Genomic DNA, 14,075 nt, shown 5'->3' on the forward strand with positions numbered 1-14,075 from the left:
GGGCACAGCGCCCGGCCGGGACCTCCCGGCCGGGCGCTTCGTCATGGGCAGCACAAGCTGTGGACAGCGCCGGTTCGGGGAGTTTGCGCTGAGCCCGGCCGCTGCCGCCTGGCCCCAGCCCTACTGTTCGGCGTCACCGCGAAGGAGCCGGGCGAGTGCGAGTGCCTGGCGCCGGTACTCCAGCACCTCCCGGAGGGCGGTGTTGACGGTCTCCTTCTTGGCGCTGGTGCCCAGTACCAGCGCCACGTCGGCCAGCGGTTCGTCGTCCAGGTCGATCACTGTGCGGCCCATCCGCGCCCCCTGATGTGTCTGCTTGCGCATCGAGTACATCTTGCTGTCTGCCGTTTCTCGGCGCGGGCCTTGATGGAGATCGCGGGAAGTGCCGACGGCGCCCCGCGCACGGCGCGGCCCCGCCCCCTCTTCGTGAGGGGACGGGGCCGTCCGTTCGTTCCGGCGGCGCCTACGGGCGGAAGCGCAGGAGCTGCGGGTCGTGGTCGCTGTTCTGGTCCGAGAACTCCGCGTTGATGTGGACGCTGTCGTAGCTGAAGTTCCGGATCGACGGGCTCGTCAGGATCTGGTCGAGGACCTGGCTGTTGCCCTGGAAGACGTAAGAGTAACGATCCTTCCGGGGGAGGGACTTCACGGCCGGGTACAGGGCGCCGCCGTCCGTCAGGGCCTGGGTCGTCGCCGAGAACTCGAAGTCGTTGATGTCGCCGACGACGAGGACGTCCGCGCGGCGGTCGGCCTTGAGGATCTTCTTCACGAAGGCGTTCACGGACTGGGCCTGCTGGAGGCGCTTGACCTCGGAGGAACGGTTCGGCGGCTGGCGGTGGGCGGTCAGGCCCTCGTCGCCGCCCTTGGAGCCGAAGTGGTTGGCGATGACGAAGACCGTCTCGCCCCGGAAGGAGAACTCCGCCGCGAGCGGCTTGCGGCTCGACTCCCACGCGGGGTTCGCCGGGTCGACCCGGCCCGGGGACAGGGTGAGGGCCGCGCCGCCGCGCCGGGTGGACGTCACATCGGTCGGGGTGGTCGCGTCGCCGCCCGCACGGTCGGTGAAGGAGACCCGCTCCGGGTTGAACAGGAACACCTGGCGGATGTTGCCGCCGGGCTCGCCGCCGTCCTTGTTGTTCTCCGGGGAGATACTGCGCCACTCGTACGCGGGACCGCCCGCCGCGACGATCGCGTCCGTAAACTTTCGGACAGTCTCATCGGCGGCCACGACGCCGTCGTTCTTCTTGCCGTTGTTGTCCTGGATCTCCTCCAGGGCCACGATGTCGGGCGAGGCCAGGTTCTCCACCACGGCCTTCGCCAGCGAGTCGAACTTCGTCTGCGGGTCGGTCGGGTCCAGGTTCTCCACGTTGTACGTGGCCACCGCCAGCTCGCCGGAGCGGTGCGGGCGGGCCTGCTCGCGCTTCAGGCCCCGGTCGCGGACCTCGCCCAGGGCGCGCGCGGCCAGCGTGTAGCCGCCGAACTGGTTGAAGTCGAGCACGCCCTCGGTGGTGCCGGTGAGCACGTCACCCACGTTCGCGGTCGGGAAGGGCTGCTCCGCCAGCGGCACCAGCGACTGGATCTTCAGACGGCCGCTGTTCTGCGAGGTGTACGAGCCGTAGAGCGCGCCGCCGCGCGGGGTGCGGTTCTCGTACGGCTTCACCGTCACCCACAGCTCGGAGTACGGGTCGCTCGCCCCGACGACCCGGGAGGTACCTATGCGGACGCTGGTGCCCTCCAGGGACTCGTAGTAGTCCAGGGCGTAGGCGCCAGGGTTCAGCGGCAGCCCGTTGACGCTGCCCCCGGCGGCCGGGTCGCCCTGCGGGGCGTACGCGTCCGGCACCGTACGGGCCGAGACGGTGACCGGCTCGGGCAGCGCGTTGCCGGAGGAGACCACGGTGACCGTGGGACGGGTGATCTGCGTCAGCGACTGGTTGCCGGACGAGGTGCCGCCCGGGATGTACTCCGTCACCGTGCCGGAGACGGTGACCTCGTCACCGGCCTTCACCGACGGGGTGGTGGAGCCGGTGAACACGAACACGCCCTCGCTGGTCGCGGGGTCGGCGTCCGGCACGCGCTCCTGAATCCAGAAGCCCCGCGCGGAGCCGTAGCCGCGCACCCCGGTGACGATGCCGGGGACGCCCGCGACCGGCTGCCCGGCCAGCGGCGAGATCCGGGTGGACCCCTGGATGTCGTGGATGCTCACAGCGGCGGCCCGCTCGGTCCGCTCGGCGGGTCCGGCCACCGCCGGGGCACCGGCGAGCAGTCCGGCGGCGAGCGCGGTGGCGACGGCGGCCGAGAGGGCGGCGGGTCTCGGTACGGCGGAGGAGAACGGGGACGGGGAGTGCGAGGACACCATGGAAGAACTCCGGGTCGTGGCGGGAGCGAGTGGCGGAACCGCCCTGGTGCGGCGTCGAGGTGACGGCACACCGGATCAACGGCTCTACGCGCGTCAATTTCCGTGGTTCCCCCCGGACTTGTCAAGGGCCCGCCCACAAGCGGAAGCCACTCCGCCGCAGCCGGGCCCGCCGACGGGGGGCGCGCAGGTCACCCGGGTGCTCGCAGAGGTGTGCGGAGGGTGTCCGGAGAACGCCGCCCGCGCGGCGAAAACCGGTGCAATACGTCTACGCTGGAGCCCGTCCGGAGCCGGCCCCCGGAGCCCGGAGCCAGCCCGGTGCCCTGCCCGGAACCGCATCCCCCCGAGGAGATACAGCGCGATGTCCCACGACGGTCCCACCCTGCCGCCCGTACGGCTGTCCCCGGACGCGGAGCTGGCGCGGGCCGCGCTCGCGACCCCCCTGCTGACCCGGGCCGTGCGGCTCGCCCGCTGGGCGGGTCCGGAGACCCGCGTGGGCGCGGGCGGCGAGCTGGCCGAGGAGCAGCTCCCCGCCGCAGCCGCAGTGCTGGGGCTCGACACCGACACCGACGGGGACGGGCCCGCGTACGCGAGCGAGGCGTGGCGGATCGCCGTCGACGCCGGGCTGATCGAGGTCACCGACCCCGAGGACGCCGACGGCACCGAGGACTCCGGGGCGGGCCCGGACGACGCCTCCTGGGGCACCGCCGGTCCCGGCGAGAACCTCGGGCTGCTCACCGGCGGCAGCCCCCGGGACGTCCTCGCCGTCTGGCTGGAGGCGCTGGAGGCCGTGCACGCGGACGCCATCGCGCCGCTCCTCGACGACCTGGCCGACGTCATCGGCGAGGACGGCGAGATCGACTACGCGCGGCTGGACTGGGACCCGGACGCCGAGGCCGACTTCCTCGACGGGGTCCTCGGCAACCTCTATCTGCTGACCGTCTCCGACAAGGGCGCGGCGGACGAGCCCGTGCCGCTTCCGGCGCTCGCCGCGTCCATGATCGTTCCGGATGACATGGGCGAGCCCACCAACGATGTGCTGGAGCAGGTCTCGGACGCGATGATGCGGCTCGACGACCAGTTCCGGCTGCTGGAGCCGATCGGCCTGGTCGAGTACCAGCCCGTGGACGAGGCGCTGATGGGCGAGGACGACGGCGAGTCCGGGCCGCTCGTCGACGAGGACGTCTCCCGGTACGGGCTGGTGCGGCTCACGCCGCTCGGCCTCTACGGCGTACGGGCCCGGATGCTGGAGGCCGGTGTGGACGCCCCGGCGGTGGGGGAGCTGGCGGACAAGGGCGCCGATGTGCTGCTGGACGGCCTTGCCCACTACCCGGAGCGGGCCGCCCGCGCCGAGACCGAGCAGTGGCTCGCCCGGCGGGGCTCCGCCGTCGCCGCGCAGGAGCTGCTGGCGGCGGCGCGCGGCGCCGACGAGGGCGCGCCGCTGCGCAGGCTCCGCTGTCAGCAGGCGCTCGCGCTGGTCGACGCGGACGCCGAGCCGGAGGTGCGGGCCGTCCTCGACGACCGGGAGCTGGGCGGCCTGGCCCGGGTCTGGCTCGCGGAGCGCGGCGCGGCCGATGTGCCCGCGCCGCCGGAGGCGCTGATCTTCTGGCTCGCCGTGGACACGCTCGCCGCGCAGCTCGACGCGGAGGGCGAGTCCGCCGAGCTGTGCGCGCTGATCGAGGGGCTGACCGGGCAGCACAGCGGCTTCTTCGACGCGGCGTGGCGGGTGGACCACCCGGCCACCGGCGATGTCCTGGAGGCGATGGGCCGCCTCCACCCGGACAAGCACGCGGCCAAGGCGGCCCGCAAGGCCGCCTTCCGCGCCCGCTCGCGCGCTTCGTCCTCGTCCGCCGCCGCCGTCCGGGACTGAGCGGGAGACCGGCCGCGCCGGGGAGCACGCCGGGCGCGGCGCTCGGCGCACCCGCCTGCCCCGGGAGCGGCCTGCCGCCGGGTGTGCCCGGGGCCTCGTGCCCGGCTGCGCGGGGCGGCCTCCGGCGGCCGGGCCTGCGGCTCTTCGGGAGGACGCGGGTGTTCCGCCGGGAACGCCGGGGTGGTGTGCCGTCTCCGCCACCTGTGCCGGTGTGTCCGGCGGTCGCCGGGTGTGCCCCTGCCGTGGGCCGGTGCCTGATCCCCGGCTGCCCGGGGCCCGATCCGGCGGCCGAGGTCTCCGGGGTCGCAGGAGAACGCGGGTGCCTGGGGCGGCCGGGGATTCCCTTGGGGAGAACGCCGGGCGCCCTGTCGCCGGGCGCGCCCTCGCCCTGGGCCGGTGCCTTGTGCCCGGCCGCCGTGGCACCCGTTGCTCCCGGGTCGGGGTGGGGTGGTGCCCCTCGGGCGGCGGGGTGGCCGTGGGCCCGGCTCGCCCGGGAGGCGGGCCTCGGTGCCGCCGGTGTGGCCTCGTTCCGGTTCGGTGGTCCGGTCGGGGAGCCGTCGTCGGTCCCGCCGCGCCACGGCGTGCGGCGCCGTCAGGTGGTCGTCAGGCGGTCGTCGGTATCGGGGGGAGCGCGAGGCGGGTCGTGAGGCCGCCCGTCGGGTTCGGGGTCAGGGTCAGGGCCGCGTGGTGGCGGTCGGCGATCGTGGTGGCGATGGCCAGGCCGAGGCCGTGGCCCCGGCGGCCCGCCGTGGTCGTGCGGCCCTGGCCGCGCAGGAAGGGTTCGGCGAAGGTGGCCACCGCCTCCGGGCTCAGCGGCGGGCCGGTGTTGACGACCGTCAGCACCGCGCCGCCCGGGGCCTCGGGGTCGGGGCCCGCCTCCAGCGTCAGGGAGCCGTCCGCCGGGAGGTTGTGCCGTACGGCGTTCTGGAGCAGGTTCACCATGAGCTGGCGCAACAGCACCGCGTCGCCCATGACGGTCACCGGCCGGACGGCCACGCCGAGCGCGATCCCGCGCTCCGCCGCCTCCTCGCCGACCGCCGTCAGCGCGTCGGACGCGACCTCGGACAGGTCGATCGGGCGCAGCGCGAGCGGGGTGTGCCCGAGGGACGAGAGCTGGAGCAGCGCCTCGACGATCTCGATGCCGCGCTCGTTGGTCTCGCGCAGCCGCCCCACCAGCCGGTCCCAGTCCTGGCCCGCCGGGTCGGCGCGGGCGACGTCGAGCATGGCGCGGGTCACCGTCAGCGGGGTGCGCAGCTCGTGGGAGGCGTTGGCGGCGAAGCGCTGCCGGGTCTCGAAGGAGCGCTGGAGCCGGTCCAGCATATGGTCGAACGCGTCGGAGAGGTCCGTGAACTCGTCCCGGGGCCCCCGCAGCCCGATCCGGTGGTCCAGCGAGCCCGTGGCCGCCCGGTGCGCGGCGGCGGTGATGTGCTGGAGGGGCCGCAGCACCCGGCCCGCGATCAGCCAGCCGCCCGCGAGACCGATGACTCCCAGCAGCAGCAGCGCGATGCCGGACGCCTCGATCAGCGCGTTCATGATCTCGTTCCGGGTGGGCGCGTGGGGCCGGTCCCGGGGGTTGGACGCCGTCAGCGGATAGTTCGGGATGAACCGCATCGCCAGCAGGACGACCGCGAGCGTCGCCGCCCCGGCCACCACCGTGAAGAACGCGTAGCTGAGGGTGAGCCGGGCGCGTGCGGTCAGCCGGCGGGGCCGCCGGTCGAGCAGTGGGCCGGTCCCGTCCGCCGGGCCGCCGTCCTCGTCCGCACGGGGGCGCGGACGGATCAGGGCGGAGGTCATGCGTCCGCCTCCTCGTCCAGGCGGTAGCCCACACCCGGCACGGTCAGGATCGCCCAGGGCTCGCCCAGCCGCTTGCGCAGGGCGGAGATGGTGATGCGGACGGCGTTGGTGAACGGGTCCGCGTTCTCGTCCCACGCCCGCTCCAGCAGGGTCTCGGCGCTGACGACCCCGCCGCGCGCGGCCATGAGCACTTCGAGGACGGCGAACTGCTTGCGGGTGAGTCCGACATAGCGGCCGGAGCGGAAGACCTCCCGCCGGAACGGGTCGAGCCGGATGCCCGCGTACTCCAGGACCGGCGGAGCGCTCTCCTTGGGACGGCGGGCGAGCGAACGCAGCCGGACCACCAGCTCCGCCATCTCGAACGGCTTGGTGAGGTAGTCGTCCGCGCCCAGCTCGAAGCCGCTCACCTTCTCCTGGAGGCGGCTCGCGGCCGTCAGCATCAGGACCCGGCAGCCGTGGCCGCGCTCGACGATCAACCGGCAGACCTCGTCGCCGTGGGTGCCGGGAATGTCCCGGTCCAGCACGACCGCGTCATAGGGGTGGACGTCCAGCCGCTCCAGCGCCGTGTCGCCGTCGCCCGCGATGTCCGAGGCGATCGCTTCGAGCCGCAGTCCCGCCTGGACGGCCTCGGCGAGATAGGGCTCGTCCTCGACGATCAGTACCCGCATGCGGTCCCTCCCGGATTCACTGCCGCCCTTTCCCGCGTTTCCGGTGCTTCTTGACCGGTGCTTCCGGATTCCGGGTCGGACCCCGGCCCGGCTCGCTGTTCCGCCGTCCATGAGACCACAGGAGGGATATCGAGAACGTATCGGGAAAACGAGACGGCCCCACAACACGCCCTGTCCTTGACTCGTCGCCGTTACCCGTTACCCCTTCCCCGTTACCCCCTTCCCCGTTCCCCAGCGACAGCGACGACCCGGAGGCGACCATGGACACGCGACCGCACACCGACCCGCACGGCGAGCACGGCCGGCCCGGCGAGCACGAGATCGGGGGCGCGGTCTCCCCGGCCTCCCGGCGGCGGTCCTGGCGCAGGGAGCTGGCCGGGGTCGGCGCGGTGCTGGTGCTGGCCGGGGCGGCGGTCTGGGCGGTCGCCGGGCAGGGCGCCGGTCCCGCCGCCCGGGCCGAGGGACTGCTCGACACGGCGCGGGGCCGCCCCTCCGGGAGCGCGGGGAGCACGGCGGGCGCGGAGAGCGGCGCGGTCGGGAGCGGGGCCAGGATCACCCCGTTCGACACGGAACACCCCGCCGTCGCCGGACTCGACGAAGAACTCCGCACGGCACTCCAGCGGGCGGCGCGGAAGGCGCGGGAGGACGGAATCGAGTTCTCCGTCACCTCGGGCTGGCGCAGCAAGGAGTATCAGCAGCGGCTGCTCGATGACGCGATACGGAAACACGGCAGCAGGGAAAAGGCGCGGAAATGGGTGGGCACGCCCGAGACTTCCGCCCATGTCACCGGGAAGGCCGTCGATATCGGTCCGACCGACGCCGACGACTGGCTCATCCGGAAGGGCGCCGCTTTCGGTCTGTGCCAGGTGTACGCGAATGAGATGTGGCATTTCGAGCTGCGGACCGAGCCGGGCGGCCGGTGCCCCGCCCCGCTCCCGGACGCCTCGGCGGGCTGAGCCCCCGTCCGTCAGGGAGGCCCGGAGGCGGCTCAAAGAGGACCGTCCGGACGGCCCGCGCGGGTAACGCGTCGGTCTGAAACGCGTAAGGCGCCGGTAAAACGAAAAGTACAGGCCAAGTGAGTGGCTGATTCCAACTCCCCCGTGTCGCGGGGTGTTCAAACGCCGTTCGCACGAGGGAGAAATCGTTTGCTCGCCTCTCAGCCAGGGACGCGGGCGCGGAAAGGGACCGGGCAGAACGCCTCGGGTTCCCCCCTCACCCCAGGAGACACCACATGCCGCTCACCCGCAGGGATTTCAGCAGACAATCCGCCCTCACCGGCGCGGGACTCGCCCTCACCGGTGCCGTCGGGGCACTGGCCACCGCGCCCGGTGCGCTGGCTGCCGATGAGCCCGCGCACCAGGACCGCACCGGAGGCAGGACGCTCGGCTACGGGCCGCTGATACCGGACCCGGCCGGACTGCTCGCGCTCCCCGCGGGATTCTCGTACCGGGTGCTCACCCACGCCGGGGTGACCCGGCTGGAGACCGGCGAGCCCACCCCCGCCAGCCACGACGGCACCGCCGCCTTCCCCGGGCGGCGCGGAGTGACCCTCCTGGTCGTCAACCACGAGCTGCGCGGCACCCGCGACCGCTGGCCCTTCCCCGTACCGCTCACCGAAGGTCTCGTCTACGACCCGGCGGCGTCCGGCGGCTGTACCGTCGTGGAGTCCCGGCCCGACGGCGCCGTCGCCCAGTGGGTCGGTGTCGCGGGCACCTCCACCAACTGCGCGGGCGGCAGCACCCCCTGGGGCACCTGGCTCACCTGCGAGGAGAACGAGGACCTCGCCGGGGTGAACGGCATGACCAAGGACCACGGCTATGTCTTCGAGGTCGATCCCCACGACCGCAGGGCCAACCGGGACCCCAGGCCCATCAAGGCGTTCGGCCGCTTCCCCCACGAGGCCGTCGTCATCGACCCCGCGCGCGGCCACGCGTATCTGACCGAGGACGCGAGCGGTCCGCACGGCCTCCTCTACCGCTGGGTGCCCCCGCAGGGCTTCCGCCACGGCCGGGGCAGGCTGCGCACCCTCGCGGACGACGCCGGGCTGTTCCAGGCGCCCCGCTGCTTCGACTCCCACGGACAGTTCGTCGACGACCTCTCCCGTGCCACCCGCATCGGCACGGTCTACGGCGTGGACTGGACCGACGTACCCGACCGGGACGCCCGTACCACCTCGGTGCGGCGGCAGTTCGCGGACGGGGAGATCACCCGGGGCCGCAAGCTGGAAGGCATGTGGTGGGGCGACGGCGGCGCCTACTTCGTCTCCTCGTACGCCCGCGCGGACAGCCCCGGCGGCGCGCACAACGGCCAGGTCTGGTTCTACAACCCGCGGCGGCGCACCCTCACCCTGAAGGTGCTCCTCGGCGTGGCCGACGGCTACGACGGCCCGGACAACATCACCGTCTCGCCGTACGGGGGGCTCGTCATCGCGGAGGACGGCGACGGCGCCCAGCATCTGTTCGGCGCGACCGAGCGGGGGCGCACGTACCCCATCGCCCGCAGCGAGCGGAACCTCGGCACCGAGGAAGCGCCCGAGTACAGCGAGTTCGCCGGGGTCTGCTTCTCGCCGGACGGGCGGACCCTCTTCGCCCATGCGCAGAACCCCGGGGTCATGTTCGCGATCACCGGGCCGTGGCGGCGCCAGCACCACCACGGCTGATCCGGTGGCCGGTGGTGTGCCCCTGCCGACCGCTCTGCGGTGATACGGGCACACCGCCGGCCCCGGTCGGCCCCGACGGCCGTCCGATCCCCTTCGGCCGTCCGGCCCCCTTCGGTCGCCCGGTGGCGGCGGGGCCGTTGCCCACCGGGCGGCTGACATCTAACATTTCAGTCCATGGGATCACTGCGGCCCGTGGGGCGGACCCTGTTGCGGGACACCGCGTACGCGGCCATTCAGGACGCGATCGTCCGGGGCGAGCTGCCGCCGGGGGGACCGGTGCGCGAGGCCGATCTCGCCCAGGCGCTGGGGCTCTCCCGGGCGCCGGTGCGGGACGCGCTGGCCCGGCTCGCCGAGGAAGGGCTCATCGAGACCAAGCCGCAGAGCTGGACCCGGGTCACCCGGCTGGAGCCGCGCGCCGTGCGGGAGGCCGCCGTCGTGGTGCGGGCGATGCACGAGCTGGCCGCGCGGACGGCCGTGCCGCTGCTCACGGACGGGGACGTCGCCGCGATGGGCCGGGCCAACGACCGCTTCGTCCGGGCGACCCGGGACGGTGCCGTCGCTGTGGCGCTGAGCGCCGACGACGCCCTGCACGGGGTGCTGGTGCGGGTCGCGGGCAACCACGCGGTCGCCGCCACCATCGCCCGGTACACCCCGCTGATCCGGCGGCTGGAGTGGCGGCGGTTCGCCACCGCGAGCGCCCTGGACTCCGCCGTTCTGCACGAGCGGCTCATCGCGGCCTGCGCGGAGCGCGACGCCGAGGAAGCCGCCCGGATCACCGCCGACATCTGGCGGACGCTCGACGAACTGGCCGACGAGGAGTTCGCCGACGAGGAGTCGGCCGACGAGGAGCTGAGCGGCCGGGCGCCGGGCGGCGGCGGACCGGTGGTCGTCGGCGGACCGGTGGCTGTCGGCAGGCCGGACGGCGGGCGTCCGGACCCCGAAGGAGCGGGCACCGACGGGCCTGCCGCCCCGGGCGGGCCGAGGAGTACCGGCACCGCCCCCTGAGACTCCGGCCCGGTCCGCCGGGCCGTGGCAACCGACCCCGAGCCCCAAGGAGCCGAGTGTGTCGACCCCCCCGTCCCCTTCTTCCTCCCCCGCCGCCCCGCCCGCTGCGATCTCCTCGTACGAGCGGTACCCCCTGCTGTTCGGCCCCTCCCCGGTGCATCCGCTGGAGCGGCTGACGGAGCGGCTGGGCGGCGCCGAGCTGTGGGCCAAGCGCGAGGACTGCAACTCGCCCATCGCCTACGGCGGCAACAAGACCCGCAAGCTGGAGTACCTGGTGGCCGACGCCCTCGCGCAGGGCTGCGACACCCTGGTCTCCATCGGCGGGGTGCAGTCCAACCACACCCGTCAGGTCGCCGCCGTCGCGGCCCGCGCCGGGCTCCGCTGTGTCCTCGTCCAGGAGAGCTGGGTGGAGTGGCCGGACTCCGTCTACGACAAGGTCGGCAACATCCTGGTCAGCAGACTCGCGGGCGCCGAGGTCCGGCTGGTGCGCGCGGACTTCGGGATCGGCGTCAAGGAGAGCTGGGAACGGGCGCTGCGCGAGGTCGAGGCGGCCGGCGGCCGGCCCTACGCGATCCCCGCCGGGGCCTCCGACCATCCGCTGGGCGGTCTCGGCTTCGCCAACTGGGCCTATGAGCTGGCCGGACAGGAGGAGGAACTCGGCGTCTTCTTCGACACGGTCGTGGTCTGCTCGGTCACCGGAAGCACCCAGGCGGGCATGGTCGCGGGCTTCGCCGCGCTGGAGGAGGCGGGCGGCAGGCCCCGCCGGGTCCTCGGCATCGACGCCTCGGCGGCACCGCGGCGCACCCGGGAGCAGATCGGCCGGATCGCCCGGACCACCGGCTCCCTCATCGGGGTCGAACGGGTGGTGCGCGACGCCGAGATCGAGCTGGACGAGCGCTACCACGCGGGCGTCTACGGCATCCCCGACGAGACCACCCTGGAGGCGATGCGGCTCGCGGCCCGCACCGAGGGCATGATCACCGACCCCGTCTACGAGGGGAAGTCGATGGCCGGGCTGATCGACCTCGTCGGCCGGGGCGAGATCGGCGCGGACTCGACCGTGCTCTACGCCCACCTCGGCGGACAGCCCGCGCTCAACGCCTACAGCGCGCTCTTCTGACCCCGGAGCCGGAGCCGGAGCCGGAGCTGGAGCCGGAGTCAGGGCCAGGGCCGGGGCTGTCCCGCCCCGGGGCCGCCGCCCGGCGGGTCCGGCCCGGTCCGGCCCGGCCGCCGGGCCCGCCGCCACCGGGCCCCGCCGGGCCCTTGCCCCGGCGGGCCCCTCGGAGGCCGCCGGGCTCAGAGGGCCTGACCGGCGGGCCGCACCATGTCGCGCACGGTCCGTGCCTTGACGAACTCACCCATGGCCGTCATCTCCCACTCGCCCGAATACTGGCGGATCAGCTTCGCCATCATCACGCCGGTGCGGGGCTCCGCCGTGGTCAGCTCGAACCGGACCAGCTCCTCTCCGGACGCGGCGTCGAGCAGTCGGCAGTACGCCTTGGCGACCTCCGTGAACTTCTGGCCCGAGTAGGAGTTCACCGTGAAGACCAGGCCGGTGACCTCGGCGGGGAGCCGGCCCAGGTCGACGGTGATCGTCTCGTCGTCGCCCGCGCCCTCGCCGGTGAGATTGTCCCCGGAGTGCTGGACCGCGCCGTTGAGGATCACCAGCTTGCCGAAGTAGCAGGCGTCGATCGCGTTGCGGTTGGGCCCGTAGGCGATCACCGAGGCGTCGAGGTCGATGTCCCGGCTCCGGTAGGCGGGCTCCCAGCCGAGGCCCATCCGGACCTGGGAGAGCAGCGGACGGCCGCCCTTGACCAGCGAGACCGTCTCGTTCTTCCGCAGGCTGACCCGGCCCTTGTCCAGATTGATCTTCCCGGTCCCGACGGGAGGCGCCGCGGGGGCGGACGGCGCGGCCGGGGCCTGGGGTGCCGGTGCGGCGGCGGGGGCCGTCGTCGCACGGGACCGGGCGGCGGGCGCCGCCGGTGGCGCGGGGGCGGCGGGCGCGGGCGGAGCGACCGGGGCCGCCGGTGCGGCGGGCTCGTCCACGGAGACGCCGAAGTCCGTCGCGATGCCCGCCAGCCCGTCGGCGTACCCCTGGCCCACGGCGCGGACCTTCCAGGCCCCGTTGCGCAGATAGATCTCGACCACGACCAGCGCCGTCTCGCTCCCCAGCCGGGGCGGGGTGAAGGTGGCCAGCGCCGCTCCGCTCTCCGCGTCCCGCACGGTGGCGGTGGGCTCGATGCCCTGGAAGGTCTGCCCGGCGGCGTCCGGGCTGGCCGTGACGACGACCTTCTCGATGCCGGGCGGCAGCGCCGCCGTGTCCACGATGATCGCGTCCGGCGCGGCCCCGCCGCCCGGGCGGTGGCTCACCCCGGGGCCCGTGGGCTGGTTGTAGAAGATGAAGTCGTCGTCGGAGCGCACCTTGCCCTGGGCCGTGAGCAGCAGGCCCGACACGTCGAGCCGCACCGGGGCGGCGACGTCCACCGCGACACGCGCGGCCGGGAGGGGAAGGTTCGAGCCGGGGGTCATAGCTGTCATACCCCGGACAACGAGCGACCCCGCTTTGCCGTTCCCTTACGGTTCTCGCCGGTATCGCCTGATCGGGTGATACCGGCGCGTCCGTGCCGGGCCCGCGCCCCCGGCGTGCGCTACCGCTCCCGCTCGTCCCAACCCTGCTCGGCCTGGCCCAACCCGGCTCGGCGCTGTTCGGTCCGGTCCGGCCCGGCTCAGTGCGGCCAGATCGGCGGACGGGTGACGAAGTGCCCGCCGAGGCAGCGGTGGTCCGGGTTCCCCTCGTCCAGCTCGCCCTGCTCCGCGATCAGCTCCGCCGCGAACCGCTCCGAGTCGTCCCGCGGCTCGTACCCGAGGGCCCGCGCGGAACCCAGGTCCCACCAGATCCGGGTGTTCGCGGAGGACCCGTAGACCACCGTATGGCCGACGTCCCCGGCGGTCAGCGCCGCGTGGAAGAGCCGGGCGCCGTCCTCGGGGCTCATCCACACCGACAGCATGCGCACCGTCGACGGCCTCCGGAAGCAGGAGCCGATCCGCACCGACACCGTCTCGATGCCGTGCTGGTCCCAGTAGAGCTGCGCCAGATCCTCGCCGAAGCACTTGGAGAGCCCGTAGTACGTGTCCGGGCGGCGCGGGGTGTCGACCGGGATCAGCGCGCCGGGCGCGATCGGTGGCTCCCCCGGCGGCCGGGGGGTGAAGCCGACCGCGTGATTGCTGGAGGCGAAGACGACCCGTTTCACGCCCTCCTCGCGGGCGGCCTCGTAGAGGTGGTACGTCCCCTCGATGTTCGCGCGCAGGATCTTCTCGAACGACGCCTCCAGCGAGATCGCCGCCAGATGCAGGATCGCGTCGACGCCCCGGACCGCCTCGCGCAGCGCCCGCCGGTCGGAGAGGTCCGCGACGACCGCGTCCGGCTCGCCCTCCACCGGTCGGACGTCCAGACAGCGCAGCTCGTAGCCGTACGCGGGCAGCAGCTCCCGCATCAGGGTGCCGAGTCCGCCTGCTGCGCCGGTGAGCAGAACCGTGCGGGGAGCGGTCATACGATGCGTCTCCTTGCTGTTTCAGCTCATGTCCATGGACACCATTCACATTCATGGACACGCTAGGGAGTGCCCCAGGCGTCGTCAAGTCTGGCGCGGGGCAGCCGAATCCGCCCCAAGGTTCATGCGTTCCGTCTTGACCCGTCCCCGGCGGCTGTCTTAGCGTGACGGCGTTCAGAAGTGT

At 73.8% G+C, this 14,075-nt stretch carries 11 protein-coding genes; 5 read left to right on the plus strand and 6 right to left on the minus strand.

The features are described from left to right. Positions 1-120 precede the first annotated feature (120 nt). Both CRV15_RS22745 and CRV15_RS22750 read right to left on the minus strand, forming a co-directional pair. A complete protein-coding gene (locus CRV15_RS22745) occupies positions 121-291 on the minus strand; it encodes a type II toxin-antitoxin system VapB family antitoxin (protein WP_107407492.1) in 171 nt (56 codons plus the stop codon). A gap of 169 nt (positions 292-460) precedes the next feature. Then, positions 461-2,347 (minus strand): endonuclease/exonuclease/phosphatase family protein, encoded by a 1,887-nt coding sequence (locus CRV15_RS22750; protein WP_003960043.1) that lies wholly within the window; start codon positions 2,345-2,347, stop codon positions 461-463. Positions 2,348-2,705: 358 nt separating this feature from the next. Here CRV15_RS22750 and CRV15_RS22755 point away from each other — a divergent pair, with 358 nt between their 5' ends. Beyond that, on the plus strand, positions 2,706-4,214 hold the full coding sequence (locus CRV15_RS22755; RefSeq protein WP_003960042.1) for a hypothetical protein: 1,509 nt from the start codon (positions 2,706-2,708) through the stop codon (positions 4,212-4,214). A gap of 603 nt (positions 4,215-4,817) precedes the next feature. Here CRV15_RS22755 and CRV15_RS22760 read toward each other — a convergent pair. Beyond that, positions 4,818-6,008: a sensor histidine kinase gene (locus CRV15_RS22760; RefSeq protein ID WP_003960041.1), complete on the minus strand. Its 1,191-nt coding sequence runs from the start codon at positions 6,006-6,008 to the stop codon at positions 4,818-4,820. Next, positions 6,005-6,676, minus strand: coding sequence for a response regulator transcription factor (locus CRV15_RS22765; protein ID WP_003957049.1), 672 nt, complete (start codon positions 6,674-6,676; stop codon positions 6,005-6,007). The genes CRV15_RS22760 and CRV15_RS22765 overlap by 4 nt, the downstream gene beginning before the upstream one ends. A 260-nt stretch (positions 6,677-6,936) precedes the next feature. Here CRV15_RS22765 and CRV15_RS22770 point away from each other — a divergent pair, with 260 nt between their 5' ends. The 4 genes from CRV15_RS22770 (at position 6,937) to CRV15_RS22790 (ending at position 11,460) form a co-directional block, all read left to right on the plus strand. Continuing rightward, the gene (locus tag CRV15_RS22770; protein WP_003960039.1) at positions 6,937-7,632 is read left to right on the plus strand and encodes a M15 family metallopeptidase; all 696 of its coding nucleotides are present in this window, start codon (positions 6,937-6,939) and stop codon (positions 7,630-7,632) included. A gap of 275 nt (positions 7,633-7,907) precedes the next feature. Further along, the gene (locus tag CRV15_RS22775) at positions 7,908-9,335 is read left to right on the plus strand and encodes an alkaline phosphatase PhoX (RefSeq protein WP_003957052.1); all 1,428 of its coding nucleotides are present in this window, start codon (positions 7,908-7,910) and stop codon (positions 9,333-9,335) included. Between the two features lie 174 nt (positions 9,336-9,509). Beyond that, positions 9,510-10,340, plus strand: coding sequence for a GntR family transcriptional regulator (locus tag CRV15_RS22785; RefSeq protein ID WP_003960038.1), 831 nt, complete (start codon positions 9,510-9,512; stop codon positions 10,338-10,340). Between the two features lie 58 nt (positions 10,341-10,398). After that, on the plus strand, positions 10,399-11,460 hold the full coding sequence (locus CRV15_RS22790) for a 1-aminocyclopropane-1-carboxylate deaminase (RefSeq protein WP_003960037.1): 1,062 nt from the start codon (positions 10,399-10,401) through the stop codon (positions 11,458-11,460). Positions 11,461-11,636: 176 nt separating this feature from the next. Here CRV15_RS22790 and CRV15_RS22795 read toward each other — a convergent pair whose 3' ends face one another. Both CRV15_RS22795 and CRV15_RS22800 read right to left on the minus strand, forming a co-directional pair. Next, complete coding sequence (locus CRV15_RS22795; RefSeq protein ID WP_003960036.1) at positions 11,637-12,878, minus strand: TerD family protein; 1,242 nt, start codon at positions 12,876-12,878, stop codon at positions 11,637-11,639. A gap of 188 nt (positions 12,879-13,066) precedes the next feature. After that, entirely contained in the window at positions 13,067-13,891 is an 825-nt protein-coding gene (locus CRV15_RS22800; RefSeq protein ID WP_009995760.1) for an NAD-dependent epimerase/dehydratase family protein, read from the minus strand. Between the last annotated feature and the right edge of the window lie 184 nt (positions 13,892-14,075).

This window comes from Streptomyces clavuligerus (genome assembly GCF_005519465.1).
GTDB lineage: Bacteria > Actinomycetota > Actinomycetes > Streptomycetales > Streptomycetaceae > Streptomyces > Streptomyces clavuligerus.